We start from the raw sequence: 23,682 nt of genomic DNA, 5'->3' as shown, positions 1-23,682 counted from the left end.
CTTTTCAAGCGTTCTTCCAACCTTCAATGATAACCCTTTCAAGCAAAGAAAGCAACTTCTGGCTATGTATTGAGTTTGGCAGCTTCGCGGGCATATTGCAAGCTATTTTTAAAGCATCTGCCTCTGTGTGATAAGGTATTTGCTTCTCAAGAATAAACGAGTACATTCTTTTCCAATAATCTGCCCCATAGTTGACCACTCTTGTCTGTGCCTCAATGCCGCTAACAATTTTCTGATCTTTACGGGCTCTGCGAACTTCTGTCTTTTCATCTCCTGAAGCAATGAGCACTGATTCTATTTCTGTATCAAGAGTAATGTTTAAACTTTTCACCTTATTCCAACAAGCTTCTCTTTTACACCACTGTGTCACATTAGCAACAGCCCGTGAGGAATCGGTTATGGAGTCTAGTACTGCTTTGGCTAGCTTATTTAATTGGCTTGTAAGAACACTTGGCACTTCTTGTTTATTCCAAATAATTTGCAAATCCAAGACGTAGGTCGAGCATTGAGTTTTAAGCAAATGTACCAGCAGTGCAATTGAGTAAGTTACAATGTTGGCACGATATCCATGCTCGTACCATGATTGATGAGTAACCAGCTTCTCAACGTGTTTGAATAGAATGTAGAGAGCGATCGACTCTTGAAAAAACTTTTCATTGAAATAATCCTCTGATAGTTGCCATTCATCATCAATCCATTCAGCGAACTCTCTAAAATTAGACTGAGCCCCTTTGCTGACAACATGAGGCAACTCTCGCCACGTATTGCGAGCTTTTGCCAGGTCCGTCTTAGTAATAAGCTGATGCTTAGGATTTTGCGTAAGAAACCGATTGCGTTCGGCCTTAGTCATACGAATTTGAGTTTGCAGATACTGTCCTCTTGCCCGTTCATAAAACCAGCGAGTATCGTGCTGAGATCCCCCCGTTGCTGGAGCAAACAGCCTTCGTGAGATCTGTTCCATACGTATATGAAAGGGATGCGTTGAAAAAAAGTCTGCATCGCTGACTTTATTTTGGCTATTCGATGACTTTGAAATTTTCTGCATTAAATTGTGGGTTTCATCAGGCTCTGCATTAATTTCAGTCAGTTTCATTTGTACACTAATCCCATCAAGATTAGCCTTGTCTTTATAACGTGCACTTGATAGCGAAGCTGTTGTTTGTCCTCCATTAATAATTTGAAAATCCCTAACGAAGGTAATAAACTTCCCCTCAGGTTTTTCTACTACTACTACATCCACTGCGGTAGCGGCAATTCCATTATTAAAAGCAAAAAACATTTTAGGAGAAGTAAGAATTGTCTCTCGTATCTTTTTGTTTACTGCCACTTTAGTGCTCAAAAATGACCGCACATTGCCCTCAAGTAATTGCGAGCCAAAATAATCATATATATCAGCTACCACTGAACCAGGAATTACACATAAAAAAGAACGATAGGATTTGTCTCCAAAATTGCCCGCATCAAGACAAGGAATCCCGTTAGCTGTATACTGTGTAAAGTTAATCTCAACACTTTCACGGCCAGACTCTGCCAAAAACATCTTATACAGTCGCTCAACATCCCAGATCTGAAATTCCACGCTTACTCCCTCGAACTCTTTCACCGGGAAGCTTTCAATTCGGCCACTCATTAATCCATCAGTAAACAGCAGAACACGATACTTCCGAATACGTTCCTTATTAGTTCTCAATATATCAACTAAATCTGCTGCTGAACTACTTATCTCTATTTTACCACCCAATTTATTATTGAAAGTCTCTTCAACGAACCGAAGCGGCCACTGAAATATTTGCTCTGCTTCAGACCGAGTAAGCGTCCTCTCAGCATCGTCACCCAGATAGTCCGCCACAATAAGGTTCATAGTATAATCAAACTCATCCAGTGCGTACCCATCAATTCTCAACTTTCGGTTACGCATTCCTGAGCCTAAATAGAACGAGGCTTCAAAATCCGGGAGCACTTCAGCATTTACAAGGTAGTTTGAAACAATTCCAATAAAGGCCGCACTTGAACCCTCGCCATAGACTGCAGAAGTTGAACGAACATCCTCCAGAAATTCTTTTCTAAAATCCTGCAAATCCATATGGCACCTCCAAATTTAATCATTGAATTCTCCAGTCCTCAATTGCTGAAATACTAATATTATAGCTTGCTGATACGACTTGAGGCGGAACGTTGGTGTTAATTAATTTAGGAAAACTATCATCTACTCTATAGCTCTGGTTTCCGCCTATTCTATACCAGTATTCTTTATATTCTAATGAATCTATAAATCCATTTCGCAATAGCTTGTCGTTGAATAGATCAAACGTTGGTGGATTGCTTTTTAAAACTTCTCGAATATCATCCGCTTTGCTCAACAAAGTAAAAGAACTAGAAGAGTTAGGAGCAATTTTATCAATAAAGTATATTACAAGCTCTCCAGGGATTGGTGCTTTTAATTGTTCCAGTGAAGAAATCGTTATGGTTTTTGACCCAATTCCAGTTGCCTTCACTTCATGCCAGGTAGTCGAAAAAACGAAATCCTGATCCGCTCCTTCGGGCCCCATCCAACTCTCAACTGCTTCATGCATAGGAATTCCATTTAAAATGCAATTATGCAAGTGAATTAATTCCCCCAGAAGCCCTTTTCTTTCTGAATCACCCAATAAGCCGCTGTTTTGCTGCTCCATTAGTTTTGACCATTGCATATACCGCTTTTCAACAAATTCAATTCCTAGCACTGAGTCGCATTGGCTCCTTGATGATTCAATTAAATCGCAACACAATCGAATGAACACTTGTTCATTTTCTTGACGAACTAAACAAAAAGTTATTGTCCACTTCCCATCGCCGCGGCGTCCGACTGAAGATAAAATTGACTTGGACGATGGGAGAATTTTGGGTTCGTAGCTGCAAACTATCAAAAGAGATTTCTGACTGATATCTTCATAGCCAATGTGCCAATCCAGGGGATGAGTGCCATCTATCCTTACATACGACTTGGTGTATTGAACAATGCCGTTCCACTTATCAAGAAGTTGCTCATTAGTCAACATCATTATCATCCTCTTCATCATCTACGTCCATCCAATTGCTTATATCCACCATATTCACAACGTAATTTGCTGTTTTTATATAACCGTTCCCAGGAAATCCAACCCCAATAGCATACAATGTTTCAGGGATCTTGATATTATTGATTGGAGCATCCTTCTTACCAGTACTTTTCAATACATGCAACATTAATATAGGTTTTCGATCCCCTATGAGATATGCACTATCAGGAATATTATTTACTTTACCTGGATTAAGTTTTCTAAATCTCTCCTCAGCCTCCTTGATCTCACCTTTAGTAAGCCCTGCCTTTGTACAACCTCCAGATCCCACCCTAACCTTAGTGCCCATAACCTTAATCATTCCATTTGCTTCTTCAACATAACGTTTTTCCCTTTTTATTTTGATGCTCCCATTAGCACCTTCAAGTACGAAATCATCTGAATCAGAGCCGAAAGGAATAAACACATCCCATTCAGCCAGTCCTGAATTCTTTTCAATATACTCAGCCAGAGCCTTTCCTTGAAATGACATATGCCAAGGATGAGTCTCAAAACTGTAAAGCAATTCTACAATAAGATCTTTGTGAATTCCGCTCCACATAAGCCCTGATTGTTCTACGCCACGTCTTGAGCCTGCTGTGTCCAAACTCGCCACAAATAACTTAAAGGCACGCTCGTTCGCTGCAAGAACATCAGGCTTGGATTTTAATCGTGGCGTTTCCAGCAATTTTCCAGTTACAGAGATTGGTCTACTAACCTCCGTCGCTGTTCTCATTTTATTTCTAGCTGTAACAATAAGTGATTCAGGATGTTTTCTTACTCTAAGACCGAAATCCTTCGGTGTAAGATTATAATTATTCATTCTGCTAATTTCATCTTTCAACTCATTGGCTGCTGCGGTAATATGTCCATACCAATCAATTGCATCGGAAGACATCCACACTTTGAACAAATCGCTGTAATTAGGGCGATAGCCGAACCATCTCGCCATTTGCAAAAGAGTATCGTACATTTGAGAATTGCGATAAAAATAACTAGTACAAAGACCTTCGAGTGTCAAACCTCTTGACAGGCTGTTTCCCCCAACTGTAATAACACGTAAGCCATTATCCTCATAAGCATCATAATTTAAGCTGGCGGATCCCGTTTTCTGGTTAACCGCTCGAATCTCAACTGGAGAGATCGCCTTATGTAAATACATGGAAATCATATCTCCCCATGATACTCTTGATTTCTCTTTCAGGTGATACTTTTCCCAAATTTGATTTAACATCCTTAACGACTTTATTTTCATAGTCTGTACCTCATCAAGGGCACCATAATTATGCACATCAGATTTAACTTGTTCCAGCCAGACTATTATTTTCTCACGTATTCTCACTTGGACATCAGTAAATCGGCTTACGTTAACAAGCATAGAGCGATGATCCTTAATATCTCCACGAACATCTCTTATTGCATTAATTAACAAGAAATAACCCATTGCTTCATATAAACTTGGCGGTAGTTCATCAACAACAAGATCCTTCTTGTGCTTAAATGGAAAAAACATTTCAATTTCATCAGTATCTGTCTCTTCTATATTTTTTTCATAGGTGCCATCATCGCCAAACATAGCATTAGCACCGATATAATTTGTAGGAGGAGCTAACAAATAAATAAAGTCTTTTGGAAATAGATCATCGCCTACCATGTCGTCATCATTTTCAGGATTAATAAAAATATTGGCAAATGGTGTAGCTGTAACGCCTACATATGTGGCTTGATAAAAACGATTTAATATTGAACGTATTGCCGCATTAATCGCTGTAGGATCTTCTTCTTCCTTTTTTGTGTTTACAGATGCATTATCAGCTTCATCGTCAATAAGAAGTAGGGGCAGATCTATTTTTCCAGAACTATCTGCATTATTGGTAAAAAGCCAGCTTTCTAAATTTTTAAGCACTGATTTATTCTTCTTCACAACAAATAAGGCAGGTTCACTTATATTTCTCAAAGTCAGATCGTTGCTGTTCAGAATGCTTGTATTAAAATCATACAGCACAGATGTAAAGGCAGATATTCGCTTTGATGAATCAATTTTTCCTACACCATCAAAGACATTCTTTACTTCCTGCTTCCCCTTCAACCGTAATAAATCTTTGCTCAATCTGCCTGCAAATTCTTTATCCAACCGCTTCTGAGTTTGCATACGCAGATTTTCCATCATACCAGCTAAAACAATAATTACCTTATATCCGGTATCTGCTGCTTTATTGCAGATAGCAGTATAGTTAACCGTCTTACCGGATTGAACATCCCCGAGTACTAATCCTCTTCTCTGCCATGGTTTCTTGCTTTGGGGATCTCCAAATTGGTCTACAATTTCATTAGATACTGTCTCTAAGGTGGCTGTCACTCCAGTGTTCCATCCCTTTACATCCTCCAAATATCGTTTAAACCTGTTCCAGTAATAAAAGTCGATTTCTGCCCTGCGACCTGGAAGCCATGATTGATGATCGCTATTTTTATTTGAAATATACACTCCGACATCCATTTGTATAACCAAAGCCGCCTTTAAATTCTTCATAATTTGATCGAATTCTTTGTCTGCTATAGGAAAAGCTTCGCGTAAACCCATGGCTTCCGCTATGAATTCATCTTCACTTGGCGGAGCATCTGGATACTTGGTATTAATTGCAACTGAAATGAATCGCTCCAGCATTTGGGCAACTTGACTCAACATTTATTCAGCCTCCTGAACTAATTGAATTATTAATTGCGGATATTGATTAAATGGCTCTGTGTTTTCCAACCTCTTCAACATCTCTTCTTTTTCCTGTGTATTTCTACATACAGATAAAAGTTGCTCCAAAAGTACCAACATTTCACTCCTGGATGTTTCACTCTCATTTAAAATTCGCCGATCATTTGTCAGATCAATGTATAACTGGTTTAAGGGCAACCCTTTCTCGATTTGAATCAAAAGTTTCTCTAATAATTGCTTTTCTATGGTCGTACTTGAATTTAGCACTTCAATCAGAGGATAATCTCGGTTGATCTTATAGATTAATCCTCCTTCTCGGGTTTTCACCCTATCCCATATATGAATTTGAGAATCGTCAGTTTCCTTCCTACCTCTGTATGTCCAAGTTCTTGCACTACTTTCGGAAATTTTCCCAATAATTCCAGACAAATTTTTACGTACAACCTCGGGAGGTACTGCAATTGATTTTTTAATGTCCAGCGTCCACAGATAATCAAGAGAGTTAGGAATGTCAACACGAACACGAGAGAGCTTTGATAAATCTCCTTGACGCATCAAACGAAACCACGTACCCCAAACAAGAAGTCTTTTATTGCGGTACACATAAAATCCTTGCAGTCTTCTAAGGCCATCTTTTCCACCAAGCATGTTTAATTCCATTTCGGAAAGTTGAGAAATATGAGGTAAGGTATATGGCCTTATCATAACTTTATGTCCTTCAATTAAAATACTCTCGTCATCCATAACTTGTGTGCTTCGATCGACTAAAAAAGGATCTATCGGTTTAATTTTCACCTTGTTAATCCAGATTTCAACCTTTTTGATTCCAGTCTCTCTCCCGGCAAGATACCGATGAAATACAAGTGATAAGTGCCCCCGAACCTGATCCATGTATTTACCCATTGATTTATCGAAGTTGATTTCTGCCACGCTTAGTCGGTCTAATGCTTGCCAGACTACCAAGGTCCCTGACTCATTCTCATGTAATCCTTCAACATGAGGAATATCTGTTATATCCTCTAAGCTAAATATTTTCAGTGACCAGTCATTTGTTGATTGAATAAAATCCAAATCCCACTGTGCCGCAGATACCTGGCCCTCTTTTTTACTAATAACGGTAAGTCTTCTGCACTGGGACATAGATGCAGTCTTCAATCCTAGTCCAAATCTGCCCAAGTCACCTGTTGCACGATCATCCAATGGATTTTTGCTGCCATATCTCATCGCATTTGTTAATTCGTCTTTATCCATCCCATTACCATTATCCAGTATTGCAATATAAGGTTCTTCAACGGGGAAGAACATAATGTCTATTTGTGTGGCATTTGCAGTAATGCTATTATCAATAATGTCAGATACTGCAGTTTCTACTGAATAGCCAATTGCTCGGGTTGCCTCCATAAGAACTGGTGCATATGGTGGTATAGAAATGACCTCCACACGTAGTTCCCCTTTCCTAGACGTAATACACACCTCCCTCTAGGGATTCGACAAAATTTCCCATATTCCTTTTTCGGAATACCTTATACTTAGTTACTACTCCAAATTTTCTTCTGTTGATTTTGATTTATAGGCCTCAGATCCTTGCATAATCTCATTGAGAGAAAAGCTTTTTTTTTGGACCTTACCCCACGCCGCAGCTCCGGTTGCAGCATAGTCCATATGCTACAATTGGTAGCCGCCGCATTTGTCCAAGATCGGGCAAGGCGCGGCGATCGGTCGGAGCTGGCTTCCTTTCCTCTTCTTTTGTCGCTAAGAACCCTTTCCACACACTCCTTTCCAAAAATACACATGGTAAATACACCACGGCTGCTCCTTCGGACTGTTCATTAGCGAATTGACCACGTTTCCATAAAATGCAGCTTAAAATAAGCACTCTTTTGACAAACGTCGACCATCTTCCTCCCGACAAAAATACCCCTGGAGCGCTAGTCTCCAGGAGTAACAGATTCCAAACGATATTGATCAAAGCAATTATGCCAGCCTAAATCAACCGAGATTCAACAATCTCCTCCCCTGCCCAATCACCCCAAAAATCGGCTCCCGCTTCATTTCATTCACCCGCGCCAGCGGCGAAAAAGCCGCGATCTGCTCCGCCAACCGGCATCGCACGACGGGATTGTGCTGCAGCACGCCGCCCTGCAGAATTACAACAAAAGGGGATTCCGCCTTGGACAGGCCAAGCTTCTGTATGACCGCCTGCGCTCCCAGAAAGAGCTCAACGGCTGCTGCCTCAAGTATCCGGCATGCAGACGCGTCACCCTCCTGGGCCGCTTCTCCCACGAGCCTGCTCAGATCGGCCGTCTTATCTACGCTATATGCAGCGGAGTAAGCCCAGTTGAACAGCTCCTCTTCATTTTGCAGCTTCAGGTGCTGCAACAGCTTATCGGTTAACGGCGTGGCGGCGCCTCTTCCGTCGTATCCGCGCAGCGCGGCCCGGATCGCCTGTTTGCCGATCCAGTAGCCGCTGCCTTCATCGCCGACGCGGTGGCCCCAGCCGCCTGCGCGGGCGCTGTCGCCCTTGGCGTTAATCCCATACACGATCGAGCCGGTACCGGCGATGATCAGGATGCCAGGATCGCCGCCGGAGGCGCCGAGCAGGGCGGCAACGCCATCATTCTCTACGACGACGCGATCCGCCTGCACCTGCGTGCTGGTGAGCGCTTCGTGGACAAGCTCCTCGATGATGCGGCGATCGTAAGCGGTGTCGAGGCCCGCAAGCCCGAAGACGGCGCAGGCCACTTGCAGCGGTCCGTCTTCCTCCGCTGCGGGAGTATGTTCTATCGGGGATACGCCAAGTGATGAGGCCGTCATTCCACCGTTCCCCTCTGCCGTCCATTGCCGCTTCGCCTCCCGGATCGCGCGCGTCAGCTCACGCGCCGCGGCCTCGCGGCCCACGCCCTGGTAGTTGCAGGATCCCGCGCGCCCGCTTGCGAGCATACGCCCTTCGGCGTCCGCGAACACGGCCAGGCATTTCGTTCCCCCGCCGTCTACGGCCAGCAGGGGAACTGTTGCCGGGTTCATCGGCTGACGCTCCAGCCGGCCAGCGAGCGGTCCAGGTTCTCTAGCGCGCCCTCCGTGCGGGTACGGGCAGCATCCAGCCACTGCTCCTGTGTCTGCTGGCTTTCCTTTCGCTTGGCGATGACGCTGCGAATTTCCGAAGGCGCTGGCCCGCCGGGCAGGGTGCGGATATCCACGAAGTGTACCGGGTCCAGAGCCAGCCGCAGCTGCTCTGCGGTGAGCGACAGCTTCCTCCCGATCACTTGCAGCGCGATCTCGTTGACGAGCTCCAGCGTAATTTCGTTCGCGGCTAGCCCTTCGGCGACGGCGTGCTTCACGAGGCGGCTCACGATATGGTGGGAGCCTCGGAACGATAAGCCGTCGGTACGCACCAGCGTATCCGCGAGCTCGGTCACGATGGCGAAGCTGCCTTCGGTACGCTTGCGCAGCACCTCTTTGTTGACGTCCACTGTCCCGATGACGCAGGAGAGCAGGCGGTACATCCGTTCCAGCACCTGCAGCGCCTTCCAGGCATACGGCTGCATGTCGTCCTCGGTATCCACGATGTCGCCGAACGGGGTATTATGCATCATGGTCAGGACGGTTTGGGTGTTGCCGACGCAGCTGGAGAGCAGCGCACGCATATGCTCGAACGAGACCGGGTTCCGCTTCTGCGGCATGATCGAGCTGATCTGCACGTACGGATCGGCCACGCGCAGCATGCCGAATTCCTGGGTGCACCATAGCAGAAAATCCTGCGATGATCTGCCCAGGTTGATGGCCGCGAGCTGGACTGCGGTCATCATCTCGCCGACGTAATCGGCGCCGCCGATCGCGTCGTATGAGTTATAGATCAGCTCGTCGAAGCCGAGCAGCTCCTGCACCCGTTCGCGGCTGATGGCGAAGCCGGATGTCGTGAGTGCCGCCGCGCCCATGCTGCTCCGGTTGCAGTTGGCATAGGCCGCCTTCAGCCGGCGGATGTCGCGGTCCAGCGAATCGGTCACAGCCATGATGTAGTGGGCCAGCGTGGTCGGCTGCGCCTGCTGCGTATGGGTGTAGCCGATCATGATCGTGTCCGCATGCTCCTCCGCGAACGACAGCAGCTGGCTCTTGAGCGCAAGGGCTCCGCGAAGCGTCACGAGCAGTTTCTCCCGCAGCACGATCCGGTAAATCGCGATACCCATATCGTTGCGGCTGCGGGCCAGATGCAGGTTGTCGGCAATGTCTCCGGCCGCTGCATGCAGCTCATGTTCAACCTGAAAGAACAGGTCCTCGAATTGTCCGGTATATTCCGCTTGGCGAAGCCCCTCCAGGTCAAGGCCACGAATAGCCGACGCGATCTGGCCAGCCTCTTCTTCGCTGACGAGCCCCTGCTCCTTCAGCATGATCAGATGCGCTTTGTTGATCGCCATCATGGCGCCGAGCAAACTTATCTTCGCTTCGTCAAAAGCGGGTTCGAGCACAACTTCCGTATACGTGCGTCCCGGAAAGTGCCCGCCTTCCTGCTGCAAAATCTGTTCCCGAGTCCTCATGTTGTCCCATTCCCTTCCATCGTTTTATGTATCGATCGATATCCAATGAATCTTAGCAAGTCGACAGTAACTACGGATTTGAGCAGAAATATTTTACTTCGTGCAAAGTGGCCGCTTCGGTTCCGGATCGTTCCTTCGATCGCTGTTGCTCCCGGATTTCTTGATTGAAATGAGATCATGGTCGAAATCCGCTCACAAAGGCGAACGCTACGCTTCTCCTGAACGATTCCGTCTCCTCCGCTACTTTAGCCGTATAATCATTCGTCCTCTCCGCTGAGCAACTATAGATTCCTAACGTGCATCTTGAATAAAGTCTCACACCATCTTCCTCATCCCAACATCCAGGATGCGGCGCGAAGCACACCGCTTCGCGCCCACCCTTTTTCATACAATCTAACCTTGATTCCACGAACTATGATAAGTCCAAATCAATCACTTGCTGCCCGAAGGAGCCGTCGTCCCTGCGGACGCCGCGCCTTGTTTCAGGCTGATCATGTTCACGAACATGCGGATCGAGCCCGGCACCAGGCTTGGCATTTCGCGGTACCAGACGAGCGAGCTGTACGTATAGGTTCCTTTGCCATAATCGGCTGAGAGGAACGTGCCGGTGAACTCTTTTTCGCCCGGATCGCCGTTCGAAATCAGCTCCGTATACTCCTTGCCCCATTCGGACGGGTTATAGGCGGAGCGGTCCTGGATCCAGTTCTCCCAATCGGCGGCCGTGATTTTGTTCGGCGTATTGAAGATCGGATGATCCGGCGCCAGTATGGTCACCTTGGAATTCTCGTCCGTGACGCGCCACTGGATCAGCGGCTCCCCGATCTTGATCGGATACGGAGCCAGCTCCGGCGACCATTTGTCTTCCGGCTTATGATACTGAACGACCAGGTTGCCGCCGTTCTTGGCAAAATCGAGCAGGCGCTGGTTGCTTGGAATCAGCTCCGAACGGAATGCATATGCACGAATGCCGAGCACAATCGTGTCGTACTGCGACAAATCGCCGAACTGAATCGTTTTGGCATCCAGATTCGTCACATTGACGCCTACTTGGCGCAGCACCTGATCGATATTATCGAACCCGCTGGAGACGTATCCGACTTTCAGGCTTTGCGGCACCTTCAGATCGAACGCCTGAATGGCGAGGTTCGCAGGCTTGACGTAATACGTTTTGCCGATATGCGGATATTGGATGACCTGCACCGTTCTGCTGCTGTCCGTTGTGCCAATGCTCGATACCGCCGACAGGCTGTAGCTTCCCGCCTTCACGCCCGCAGGCGCTTTGACGGTGAATTCGGCCGTCTTGGTTTCGTATTTGGCCGCGAACTTCAGCTCCTGCACCGCAGGCTCTACCGTCCAGAACTCCGGCGTTTTCAACGATACTTTCGTCGTCTCGGCCCCTGGCGTGTAATTCGTTGCCGTGACCTTCACCGATACGGCATCTTCCGGCTTCAGCGTATTCAACACCGCCGCTTCCGGGCTGAGGGACAGCGCAACCGGCGGCAGCACCGCGACCGCATTGTCCGGAACCGCATGCAGCGTCGCCGGCGTTCCGAACGCCTCATACCGGATATCCGCGGAAATGAGCGGCAGCGCATAAGGATTGAAATCCTCGACCTGCTTCGGCACGGTCACCTCGAACTCCGTTTTGACCGTTTCGTTTTTGCCCAGCTTGGCGAAAGTCGCGGTTCCAGCCGCCTTCGCATTCCAGCCTTCCGGCACGTTCAGCTTCAGATCGACCTTGCCGACGTTGACGTCCCCGCCATTGAAGGCGGTAACGGTTACCTTCGCGGTTTGCCCCGGAACGAGCTCTCCGGTCTCCGGCTTCACCTTCACGACGACGGAAGTCGCTTCCTGGCTGGCCTTATTCAGCTGTCTGTCCTTCACGTCCAGCCGGTGCAGCAGATCATTTTTAGCCGAAGCGTCCAAAGAAGAGGACTTCACCAGCTCCACCGCGGTTTGCACGTCCACTTTCATCTCATGGACTTCGCGGGCAACTTTATCGAATGCGGGATAAGCCGCAATCACTTCGTTTGCGTCCTGTTGCAGCGCGTTCAGCTGCTTGGCTACCTTATTGTCTTTTCCTTTGGCATTGATTTCTTTGGCCAGATCATCGAACGTGAAAGCGATGCCGCCGAAGAGAGATGTTTCCGGCTTTCCGCTTGCTTTTGAGTCGTCCGCTGCTGCCTCCAGCTTGTAATACGCGGTTCCTTGGCCTTCGTCCACCTGTCTGCCCATGCCTTGGCTCTTGTGCATATAACGGGACTCTTCGCCGAGCTGAGCATAGGAAGCGCCGTACAGCTCATTGTATGCGTTGACCGGCAAAGAGGCATCGTAGGCCTTATCCGATGCAGGAACGTACAGCTTCTTCGGCTGCCAAGGCTGTAGTCCTTCCTTCAGCTGCTCCGGGAATACCTCCGGATTGCCCGCATCCTTGAAAGCCCTCACAGTCAGCACGTTCACCGCGCGATGATGTCCATGCGTCGAATCCTCGTTCAGGAACGCCGGAATGAGTACGTCCGGACGTTTTTCGCGAATTTGACGGATGAGCCGCTCGTAAGCGACGTCCTCGCCCCATTTGGCCAAGGTTTCGTCCGGGCTTTTGGAGAATCCGAAATCAAAGATCGGATCATTCAGCTTCTGGCTCAGGTTCGCCAGCGTCACGTTGGTAATTTTCGACGCCTCCTGCAGTTCCCGCGTACGGATAATGCCGAGGGCATTGCCCAGCTCGCTGCCGATTTCGTTCTGCCCGCCTTCCCCGCGGTTCGCGATCACGCTGTATGTATCCACGCCGAGACCCAGCGATAGATACGCGAGCGTCGCGCTGTGTTCATCGTCCGGGTGAGCTCCCGTGTTCATTGCGCTTGCAACGGTGGTGAGCGGTTTGATCGCTTTCCATAAATCAACCACCCCCCTGTCGGCGGATGCCTTTCCCGGACCGGCCTGCAAAGCCAGCGTTCCGGCCATCACCAGGCTCAGGGATGCTGCCATCCATTTGTTACCCCTGCGTTTCTTGCTCGATTGATTTGGATTCAACGTTACTTCTCCTCCTTCAAGCGTGAAAGTTTGTATCATTATCGCGGGTAGGCCCGTACAGGATCGGACAAGCCGTGCGCGCAATGAATGGGATTGCTTCTTGCCGCTTCAGGTTCAGGACAATCTATGGTTAAATCGCGGAGCCGGCATTGCCGCCGGTCAGTCTGCGGGAAACGTAGAGTACGAGAATGATCATGACGATTTGCAGCACGCCGTACGCGCAGGCGGTTCCGAATTCGAATGCGTACATCCGCTGGAAAATCTCGACCGACATCGGCGTCGTCTTGTTCGTGTACAGCAGAATCGAGGCGACGAACTCGCCGATGCCCTCCACCAAGGCCAGGAGCGTGCCCGCTAGGATGCCGCTTAGTGCCATCGGGAACACGACGCGGCGGAAGGTGTACCACCAGGATGCGCCCAGGTTTCGCGCCGCTTCCTCTACCGAGCGGTCAGTCTGCATCAGCGTGGACGACGTCGAGCGGAAGATCAGCGGCAGATGCCGGACGAAATACGCAAGCGGCATAATCCAGAACGTGCCGATCAGCACCTGCCCGAACGAGAACGCATTCGGCTCGCTGAACGCCGTGATCAGGTTCACGGCCACGACCGTGCCCGGCAGCGCCCAAGGCAGCATGATCAGGATATCGAGCAGCGTTTTGCCTTTGAAGCGCATGCGCACGATGGCGTAAGCGGCGGCGACGCCGAACAGCAGGTTGCCGATTGTGGCAACGATGCTGATTTTGAAGCTGTTCGCGATCGGGCGCCAGGTTTTACTGTCGGTGAACAAATCCTTGAAATGATCGAGCGTGTACGACGGCGGCAGAACCTGGGTCGTCCATTTCCCGTCTTCCGAAAAAGCGAGCAGCACGATCACGAGGATCGGCAGCATGAGCACGAGCACCCCGAGAAAAGACAGCACCATCGAGACATTGCGCACGGCCCGGCTCTTTACCTCGGTCCGGTGCACGCTGACGCCCTTGCTCATGTTTTGGTAGTTCCTTGCGCCTTGATACCATCTCATCAGGATGAGGAACAGGATGGACACGACGGACAGCAGCGTCGACTGCGTCGCGGCCATGTCCAGGTCGCCATTTGTGCGCGACAGGTAAATCTGCATCGTCATCGTCCGCTCGATCCCGAAAATCAGCGGCGCCGTATAGGACGCCATCGAGATCATGAACACGAGCAGCGATGCCGCGACAATCGCCGGCGTGAGCATGGGCAGAATTACCCGCCGCCAAATGGTGAAGCGGTTCGCGCCCAGGTTCGCGGCTGCCTCCTCCAGCGAAGGGTCAAGCCCTTTAATCGCCGAGGATGCGGTCATATAGAAATAGGTGTACATCGTAAACGTATGGACGACGAGCACGCCCCAGATGCCTTTTAAGGTAAAAGGCGGCTTTTCCAGATGGAGCAAATGCTGCAGACCGCGCGGGATGATCCCGCTCGAGCCGTACAGAAATTCAAAGGACAACACCCCGATCAGCGGCGGCAGCGCCATGGGCACGAGGACGAGCACCGACAGCAGCTTGCGGCCGGGGAAATCATACCTTTCGAGCAGGAACGCCATGCTGATGCCCACGATACCGCAGGTGACAACGCTGAGCACCGAAATGTACACGCTCGTCCACAGCGCTTCGAGGTTCGACGTATGCTCCAGGCTGAAGAAGCGGGAATAATTTTGGAGAGAAAAGCTCCCCTCCTGCTTGATGCTCTGCAGGAAAGTCTGGAAAAACGGATATACGACATAGGCCAGCAGAATGAGAAACAGCGGCGCGATCAGCACGTAGACGAAATGCCGCGACGTCGTCAACGCACTCCAGCGGCTGTTCGGACGAAGCGTCGGCTGCCGCCGCGGTTGAGGTTGTGGTTGGTTCATGGCTTCGGCTCACCTCCTATTCCAGAAAATAAATGCTCTCCGGTGTCACGCATAACAGCATTTCCTCGCCCGGCTCCCTCATCCGCTGTCCCTGCCCGACGAACAAAGCTTTTACGGACAGCGGTCCGGCTTCCGCGATCACGTTCACGCTGACGCCGGTGAACTCCGACAGCCGCACCTTCACGGATAACGTATTGGCTTCGCCTCGCTCAGGCGGGTCTGCCTCCCGGATGGCCTCCGGACGTACCGACAGCGTCACCTTCCGTCCCGCCGCCAGCTTGCATGCGGGCGAAGCGTTCGCGGTGAGGCCGGTCAGCAGCACATCCGGCGCGATCCGAACGTCCGCCAGGCCGCCTACTACGCGTTCCACCGTGCCTTCCCATAGATTGGTTTCGCCGATGAACGAGGCGACGAAACGGTTGGCCGGGCGGTTGTATATCTCAAGCGGTGCGCCGATCTGCTGCACGACGCCGTCCTTCATGACCATGATCCGGTCGGACATCGACATCGCTTCCGATTGGTCATGCGTTACGTAGATCGTCGTGATGCCGAGCTCCAGCTGCAGCCTTTTGATTTCCTGCCTCGTCTCGTCCCGCAGCTTCGCGTCGAGGTTGGACAGCGGCTCATCGAGCAGGAGAATATTCGGTTCGATCACCAAAGCGCGCGCGAGCGCGACCCGCTGCTGCTGGCCGCCCGACAGCTGGTCGATGCGGCGCTCGCCGTAGCCGTCCAGATGCACGAGTTTCTGGGCGCGCGTCACCTTCTCGCGTATATCCGTCTTCCCTTGTTTACGGACTTGGAGACCGAAAGCAATATTCTCGAAGACGGTCATGTGCGGGAATAAGGCGTAGTTTTGAAAAACCATGCCCGTGTTGCGCTTGTTGGGCGGCATGTTCGTCACGATCTGTTCCCCGAACAGGATGCGCCCGCCGCTGGGGTAGTAAAAGCCGGCGATCATGCGCAATGTAGTCGTCTTGCCGCAGCCGCTCGGTCCCAGAAAGGTAAAAAACTCGCCTGGCTTGATATGTACATCCACGTCCTCCACACCTTTGGCACCGCCAAACGTTTTGCTGACGCGATCCAGCGTGACTCCGATCATAAAGTTAGTCCTCCTTCAATTCGTTTCGCGTATCGATGCAAGCCTGATCGGCCTTCCATATACATTCACTCTACTTAGCTGCCCGCTGGAATATCCGGCAGACCCGGCGGGGAGCTCCCCGCCGCTGCCTCTTGTATCGCCTAAAGCGAAGCACCCTATTCCGTTATTTTCCGCCCTTACCCTTGATGTTCTCGTCCCAATGCTGCATCCATTCCTTTTCTTTGTCCGCCAGCACCGTCCAGTCCAGATCGAGCGGCTTGGTATCGAGGTTTTTGTACCAATCCGGGAACTGACTCTTGTCGATATCGGTCCGGGTCGGGATCTGGAACAGCTTGTCCGCCTTTTCCTTCAGCTGACCTTCATCGAAAATGAAGTCGAAGAATTTCTTCGCGTTCTCCATGTTCTTGGCGTCCTTGACGATGCCGACGCCATCCACCAGGATCGGCGCGCCGCTGGCCGGATAGATGTAATCGAACGGCTGCTTCTGCATTTCCTTCTGGATCAGGATGTCCTGGAGGTTCCACAGCGACAGTTTGCCTTCCTGGCGGGCCAGCTTCAGATACAGCTGCGTCGGGTCCTGCGTGTATTCTTTCGTGTTGGCGTCGAGTTTTTTCAGCCATTCGTAGCCTTTGTCCGGGCTCGCCGAGTCCTGGCGGTAAATCATCGCGTCATAGATTGTCCGCATCGTGCCGGACGCCATGACGCCGCGGATCAGGATTTGGTCCTTCCATTTCGGATCGAGCAGGTCGTCCCAATCCTTCGGCGCATCCTCCTTCTTCAGCGCTTCGGAGTTATACATGATCACCTCGGGCAGCAGCATCTCGCCGTACCAGCGGTCCTGCGCGTCTTTGTATTCGGCCGGGATGCTGTCCGCATAGCTCGGCTTATACGATTCCAGCAGGCCTTCGTTCGCCGCCGTGATAAAAGAGGACTGCGTGCCGCCCCACCAGAAATCCGCCTGCGGATTGGCCTTTTCGCCGCGTACCCGCTCCATGATCTGCTGCGCGCCCATCGTCATTACTTCGACGTCGAGGCCCGGATTCAGCTCCTTGAACTTCGGCACGATCTGCTCGACGACGTTTTTGTCGCGGGCGGTGTAGATGACGAGCTTTTTCGATCCTTTGGAGCTGCTATCACCGCCGCCGGATGCGGAAGGCTCCTTGTCTCCCCCGCCGCATGCCGTTAAACCGACCGTCATCGTCAGCGCCATGGACAGCATGCCGAGCTTGAACCATTTTTTTGTCATCGTTTGAATCCCCCTTGGTTTTAAATTCAATATAGTTGGCGGGTTGGCCGCTGCGGTTCCGGATCGTTTTTCCGATCGCTGTTGTTACCAAATTTCATGATTTAGACTTATACCTTCAAAACGATTCCGACCCCTTCGCTACTCCGCCCGCCTGAGCACATAATGAGCCCATTTTTAAATGCCAAAATTTTAACTACCGGCCGGCATTGATGCGAACGAGTGCGCCTCCAGCACGCTGTGCACCGCGCCCATCAGGCCCGCGCGCTCGCGCAGCTCGGCCAGGCGGATGTCCGGCACCACCGGCACCCACTCCAGCAGCAGCTCGCGAATCCGGTTCAGCCCCGATTCGTCCAAGTGAAGCATCTCGCCGCTCAACACCAGCATTTCGGGATCGAGCACGCTGACCGTGTTGGCGATGCCGGAGGCCCAGCCGTGATACACCTCGTTCAGCAGGACTTCCGCGGGCCCGCTGCCTTCTCCGCTCAACCGGATGAGCTGCCGCAAAATGCTCTCTTCGGGATCGACCACCAGGCCAAGCGCTTGGGCTTTGCCGTGAATGCCGGTAACCGAGAAGTTCTTCTCGAACACGCCGAATTCTCCCTTGCGGCGGGCCGGCGAGTCGCCGATCCGCATGTAGCCGATTTCCCCGGAGGCCTCCCGGCTTCCCCGGTACAGCTGCTTGTCCAGGATGATCCCTGCGCCGATGCCGGTGCCGACGTACATATAGACCAAGCTGGAAACGCCCGCCCCCGCACCGCCAAAAAATTCGCCCTGCGTCATCATGTTGACGTCGTTGTCGAGCACGACCGGCAGCCGCAGGCGCTCCTCGATTTCCCGGCCTACCGGCAGGTCCATCCAGCCCGTGCTCGGGGCATGGCTGACGGTGCCGCTCCGGCGCTGGGTGATGCCGGGGAGGCCGACGCCGATGCCGACGACCCGGTCGCGGTCTATCCCGCCTGCTGCGAGCAAACGCGCGAGCGTCTCCTCCAGCGCTTTCAGCGCGGAGTCCCCGTCCACCGGCTGTTTCAAACGGGTATGCCGCTGCGCGATCAGCTCGCCCTTCATATCGGCTACCGCCATTTCGAGATCGCTTCCCTCGAACACGGCACCCACGACCGCATACGCCTGCACATTGTATTCAAGCAGGATGGGTCTGCGCCCACCTTTGGATTCCCCGGTACCGACCTCGCGAATCAGCCCTTCCTGGATCATTTCTTCTACGAGCGCCGACACGCAGGGGCGGCTGAGGTTGGTTTTGGCTGCTAATTCGGCTCGTGACAAGCGGGGCTCCTGCCGGAGCTGATGCAGTATACCTTCTCGGTTCATCTGTTTGACGAATTTGGTGTTTCCGGTTCTCCCCCTGATCACGATGTCATCCACCACCTTACTTTGTTAAAATAACTAACAAATTCAAATTTAGGCTCAAGTATATGAATGCGCTTCCAAAACGTCAATGCGTTTACCCAGAAATGAGAATTCCTTCCTAAGCGTCGAAAAAACTCGAACTCCATGCTTTTCCTCCCCTTTTCCTGACGGATGAAATGCCCAGTTGCCCCCGAACGGTGCGGATTTCCAACTCTCCTCCATCTTTGAAATATCTCTTTGGATAGGCCAAATATTGTTCAAAAACGTTTTTGGTTCGTTATGACTTTCTTCCCGGAACCTTTTTCCCTCTTTCCGAATTTCAATCCTCCATATTAACGAGGAAAAACCGGTCGACAATCAGGCATAAATACCTGGAAATCAGCTCACAAAAAAAGAACAGCCCATCGAATGGGCCGTTCTTATATCAAGCATTATACAGTTGCAACAGCATAGTCTTATACAACTTTTCTGTTATTATTTTGCGAGTTACAAAATCTTGAAGGAGGTACAATCATTTGTCTTCTGGTGATTTTTATGCCTATTGTTTGTTACTTCTCGGTTTCATAGTTGTCCTGTTAAGCTCTTTCCAATAACGTCTCTGTTGTGAGCTTAAACCCCTCGATGACAGCATCTTCATCAACCTCAATCATAATGCAGCGTCTGGCTTGAAAGCTCACCTCTTTAATATACCTTAGATTCTGTGGACTGATGTAATCGTGGCTACCTTGGTATCGATCTTGATCGATTTTGACATGAATTTCGGGACCACGCTGCTGGCCTTCAGTTCATAGTTTTTATCATCAACGATGGTCTCAAACGCCCGTTCCACAGCTTCCTTGGTCCTTCATGTTATCCAATGCTCCCCAGACCTTTATATCTCCTACGACATAAAAGCGATATTTTGTTCTGGATACTGCCACGTTAATAAGATTTGGTTCAATCGACAGTAGCTGCCGTTTCTACTGGCTTTGCTTCAATTCGATATATGCGGTGCGGGCTGAATCAACTCAATTTCTTTATTACTTTCTCCACTCGCTTTCGTTTTGTATCTTTTTCAATATCACTGAGCCGGGAGGAAAGCGTCTCTATGAAAAGTACCTTGTTCTGATCGTTAACGATGGATATTGCTTTCTCCGCATACATTGGAAGTTGATTTGTCGGACAGCTCTCGAGCTGTTGGATGAGTAAGGCAAATGCATGGTCGGCATACGGTTTGACTGAACAAAGTTTTATCAGGATATGTACTCCATGATCTCTGGTGATTACCGATCCTTTGTCAGCAATATCGACAATTTTTGCAAGTTTTCCATAAATGGCTTCCGGATTTTCAAGCGTGATCGCATCTAGTGCCGTCATTGCACCCCATACAAGCCGATTGTTCTTATGATCCAGCAATGCCAGGAACTCTTCTATGTATTCAGCAACTAAAGACGGTTTGAGCTCTCCGATTTCATAGAGAACTTTCATGCAATCGCTTTGAATGTTTTTGTCTTGGTTATGCATGTTGTCAACAAGTTCCTTCACAGCTTCCCGGTCATCTTGGTCAACGATATATTTTGCCAGTTCCTGATTAGGGCCTTCGTCTTTGCGGTTAAGTGAGGTTGCTAATTGATCGATTATGGTCATTTGTTTTTCTCCTTTAAAGTTTGCGAAAGAAAGCCTGATTCACGTAAAGGCTCTCTACACAATTTATTGTAGCACTTCATTTACAAAACCCAAAAAGAGATAATCTTCCTAGCTGTTAGGTATCTTTTATAGAAAAAAGCTCCTTATTATTTCCGCCAATACATCTCAACTATTTGTCCGTCCGCACCACTAGATCCCATCACATTGTTTCCATTCTACACCACTTATCTGCAGATCCGCATCGATCATCATTCCCTTCATTCCCCAAAATAACAAAGAAAGCCGTACGCTCACCCGCTGAGTAAAAAAATGACTGTATTGTGAAAAAGTCATTCACCACTAACTCAGAATCTAGGGAGTTTAACATGGAAATGCCAGGTTAAATCTAAAATCTAGGAGGTTCGGCGCTTATGACAAAAAAGCTGAGGAGAAACAGTAGGCAATTCCTGCTTTTCACTCAGCTCGTATGCAAATTTTTTGGCTTTTGAGAAGACTTTAATTACTTTTCACACCAACCCTTTACAACAAGCCACAGATTCTACGTGCGGAGTAAGCAGAGTCCACTCATCTAATCAAAAAGGGTTATCCTGAAGCCGGTAGTTCACAGCCTTCAGGATAACCCTCTTACCGCTTAGTTGATGTCTCTCAGTCGGTCACTGCAAGCTGATGCAGCGTACGAATGAATACCACCGCCGCTTGCGCTCGTATCGCTGCACCCTTCAAAACTTACTTGTTCAGTTGCGTCAGCATGTTCACTACAACCGTTACGGCTTCCGCTCTGGTCAATAGGCCAGCGGGATCGAACGCGTTCGCGCCTTTACCGCCGACGACGCCTAGCTGCTTCAACGCGGCGACCGCGCCTTGGGCCCAAAGCGGAATGTCCCGCTCGTCCGCGAAGCCGATATTGCCAGTGTTCGCACTAGCGGACAAGCCTAGCGCCTTCGCGATCATGACTGCCATCTCGGAGCGCCTTATCTCCGCATTCGGACGGAAAGTACCATCCTCGTACCCCGTAACAATGCCTGCCTGCAATGCTTGCGCTACGGCGTCACGCGCCCAATCTCCGATGTTGCCTGCGTCGGAAAATGTTAGCGCAGCGCCGTCCGTTTGCGGCTTCAATGCGTTCATTAGCATCACGAGAAATTCCGCACGCGTGACGGACTTGTCCGGAGCGAATGAACCGTCTTCGTATCCGCTGACGATTTTCAGGCGTGTTGCTTGTCCGATTTTCTGCTCTGCCCAGTGTCCCTTCGTGTCATTGTAAGTCGTCTCTTCAGAGGTACGGGTAATGTTCACCGTATACGTGCGAGTCGTGCCGTTCTCTGCTTGAACTTGGATAAGAAGCTCGTTCTTGCCCAGGTTCAGATCCGCTTTTATGCCAGCGGGCACGACTTGTCCGTTCAACCGATACGTTGTCTTTGCCGCCCAGTGATTCGCAGCCGTCCCGATTACAATCTGAGACGCATCTGTGTTAGCCTCGTAGGTAAGCACATCCGCCCGGAACGCCGGCGATAACGTCAGCGATTCTCCTTCTCCGGCCGATAGCGTCAACGACTTCAGCTCTGCATTATTTGAAGCAATATAAGGCGGATTTACAGGCGGTGTGGTAATCACCGGCGGCGAGTTCACCGTCAGCGTCGCGCTGTTCGATGTCGCGTTTGGCGCTGCCAAACCGCTGGCAATTACACGGTAGACATAGCCGTTCATACCGGACGTCGCACCGGTGATCGTCAACGTATCCGTCGTCGCTCCACTGTAAGGCACTCCATTGGAAATGTTCGTAAATCCTGCTCCTGTATCCACTTGCCATTGGTAACCCGTCGCATCAGACGCTGTCACGGAGAAGGTCGTGTTCTCCCCTGTAGCTATGATGGCGTTGCTCGGATGGCTCGTAATTGCCGGCGGTGAGTTCACCGTCAGCGTCGCGCCGTTCGATGTCGCGTTTGGCGCTGCCAAACCGCTGGCAATTACCCGGTAGACATAGCCGTTCATCCCTGCCGTTGCTCCGGTGATCGTCAGCGTATCCGTCATCGCCCCACTGTATGGCGCTCCATCGGAAATGTTCGTAAATCCTGCTCCTGTATCCACTTGCCATTGGTAACCAGTCGCATCAGACGCTGTCACGGAGAAGGTTGTATTCTCCCCTGTAGCTATGGTGGCGTTGCTCGGCTGACTGGAAATCGCCGGCGGCGAGTTCACCGTCAGCATCGCGCCGTTCGACACCGCGTTTGGTGCTGCCAAACCGTTGGCAACTACCCGGTAGACATAGCCGTTCATACCGGACGTTGCCCCCGTAATCGTCAGCGTTGCCGTCGTCGCTCCGCTGTATGGCACTCCATTGGAAATGTTCGTAAATCCTGCACCTTCATCCACCTGCCATTGGTAACCCGTCGCATCAGACGCTGTCACGGAGAAGGTTGTATTCTCCCCTGTAGCTATGGTGGCGTTGCTCGGCTGACTGGAAATCACCGGCGGCGAGTTCACCGTCAGCGTCGCGCTGTTCGATGTCGCGTTTGGCGCTGCTAAACCGTTGGCAACTACCCGGTAGACATAGCCGTTCATACCGGACGTCGCTCCGGTGATTGTCAGCGTTGCCGTCGTCGCCCCACTGTATGGCGCTCCATTGGAAATGTTCGTAAATCCTGCTCCTGTATCCACTTGCCATTGGTAACCCGTCGCATGGGACGCCATCACGGAGAAGGTCGTATTGCCCCCGGCGGCAATCGTTGCGGCGCTCGGCTGACTGGTGATCGTCGGCGACGAGTTCACCGTCAGCGTCGCGCCGTTCGACACCGCGTTTGGCCCTGCCGAACCGCTGGCAATCACTCGGTAGATATAGCCGTTCATACCGGACGTCGCACCGGTGATCGTCAGTATCGCCGTCGTCGCTCCGCTGTACGGCGCTCCATTCGAGATATTCGTATAGCCAGAGCCTTGATCTACTTGCCATTGGTAGCCGGTGGCATTCGACGCCATCACGGAGAAGGTCGTTTTGCCCCCGGCGGCAATCGTTGCGGCGCTCGGCTGACTGGTGATCGTCGGCGACGAGTTCACCGTCAGCGTCGCGCCGTTCGACACCGCGTTTGGCCCTGCCGAACCGCTGGCAATCACTCGGTAGATA

At 50.6% G+C, this 23,682-nt stretch carries 13 protein-coding genes and 1 pseudogene; all 14 read right to left on the bottom strand.

Annotation, left to right across the window (positions count from 1 at the left end; translation table 11 throughout):
• Positions 1-4: 4 nt before the first annotated feature.
• On the bottom strand, positions 5-2,083 hold the full coding sequence (locus tag GRF59_RS26445) for an AIPR family protein (RefSeq protein ID WP_160500720.1): 2,079 nt from the start codon (positions 2,081-2,083) through the stop codon (positions 5-7).
• Between the two features lie 19 nt (positions 2,084-2,102).
• Entirely contained in the window at positions 2,103-3,038 is a 936-nt protein-coding gene (locus GRF59_RS26440) for a PD-(D/E)XK motif protein (RefSeq protein ID WP_237392070.1), read from the bottom strand.
• Positions 3,028-5,763: a Z1 domain-containing protein gene (locus tag GRF59_RS26435; protein ID WP_160500719.1), complete on the bottom strand. Its 2,736-nt coding sequence runs from the start codon at positions 5,761-5,763 to the stop codon at positions 3,028-3,030. Before GRF59_RS26435 ends, GRF59_RS26440 begins: the two co-directional genes overlap by 11 nt.
• Complete coding sequence (locus GRF59_RS26430) at positions 5,764-7,224, bottom strand: ATP-binding protein (RefSeq protein ID WP_160500718.1); 1,461 nt, start codon at positions 7,222-7,224, stop codon at positions 5,764-5,766. It abuts the gene before it with no gap.
• A 549-nt stretch (positions 7,225-7,773) separates the two neighbouring features.
• Positions 7,774-8,808 carry a BadF/BadG/BcrA/BcrD ATPase family protein gene (locus GRF59_RS26425; protein ID WP_160500717.1) on the bottom strand — a complete coding sequence of 345 codons (1,035 nt, stop codon included), beginning with the start codon at positions 8,806-8,808 and terminating at the stop codon, positions 7,774-7,776.
• Entirely contained in the window at positions 8,805-10,316 is a 1,512-nt protein-coding gene (argH, locus tag GRF59_RS26420; RefSeq protein ID WP_160500716.1) for an argininosuccinate lyase, read from the bottom strand. The genes GRF59_RS26425 and argH overlap by 4 nt, the downstream gene beginning before the upstream one ends.
• A gap of 432 nt (positions 10,317-10,748) precedes the next feature.
• Positions 10,749-13,280: a PIG-L family deacetylase gene (locus tag GRF59_RS26415; protein WP_237392087.1), complete on the bottom strand. Its 2,532-nt coding sequence runs from the start codon at positions 13,278-13,280 to the stop codon at positions 10,749-10,751.
• 199 nt (positions 13,281-13,479) lie between these two features.
• The gene (locus GRF59_RS26410; RefSeq protein ID WP_160500714.1) at positions 13,480-15,225 is read right to left on the bottom strand and encodes an ABC transporter permease; all 1,746 of its coding nucleotides are present in this window, start codon (positions 15,223-15,225) and stop codon (positions 13,480-13,482) included.
• Between the two features lie 16 nt (positions 15,226-15,241).
• Positions 15,242-16,324, bottom strand: coding sequence for an ABC transporter ATP-binding protein (locus tag GRF59_RS26405; RefSeq protein WP_160500713.1), 1,083 nt, complete (start codon positions 16,322-16,324; stop codon positions 15,242-15,244).
• Positions 16,325-16,487: 163 nt separating this feature from the next.
• On the bottom strand, positions 16,488-17,570 hold the full coding sequence (locus GRF59_RS26400) for an extracellular solute-binding protein (protein WP_160500712.1): 1,083 nt from the start codon (positions 17,568-17,570) through the stop codon (positions 16,488-16,490).
• Between the two features lie 189 nt (positions 17,571-17,759).
• Positions 17,760-18,941, bottom strand: coding sequence for an ROK family protein (locus tag GRF59_RS26395; protein WP_160500872.1), 1,182 nt, complete (start codon positions 18,939-18,941; stop codon positions 17,760-17,762).
• Between the two features lie 569 nt (positions 18,942-19,510).
• Positions 19,511-19,776 (bottom strand): annotated as a pseudogene (locus GRF59_RS26390) (DUF4317 family protein); the annotation flags it as partial.
• Between the two features lie 161 nt (positions 19,777-19,937).
• Positions 19,938-20,561 carry a hypothetical protein gene (locus GRF59_RS26385; RefSeq protein WP_160500711.1) on the bottom strand — a complete coding sequence of 208 codons (624 nt, stop codon included), beginning with the start codon at positions 20,559-20,561 and terminating at the stop codon, positions 19,938-19,940.
• Between the two features lie 726 nt (positions 20,562-21,287).
• The coding region (locus GRF59_RS26380; RefSeq protein WP_202128894.1) for an S-layer homology domain-containing protein at positions 21,288-23,682 on the bottom strand (2,395 nt) is incomplete at its 5' end.

The sequence above is a fragment of the Paenibacillus dendrobii genome (assembly GCF_009807035.1).
Lineage (GTDB): Bacteria > Bacillota > Bacilli > Paenibacillales > Paenibacillaceae > Paenibacillus_AQ > Paenibacillus_AQ dendrobii.
Note: the sequence above shows the minus strand (reverse complement) of the source record. Positions and strands in the feature narration are given on the sequence as shown.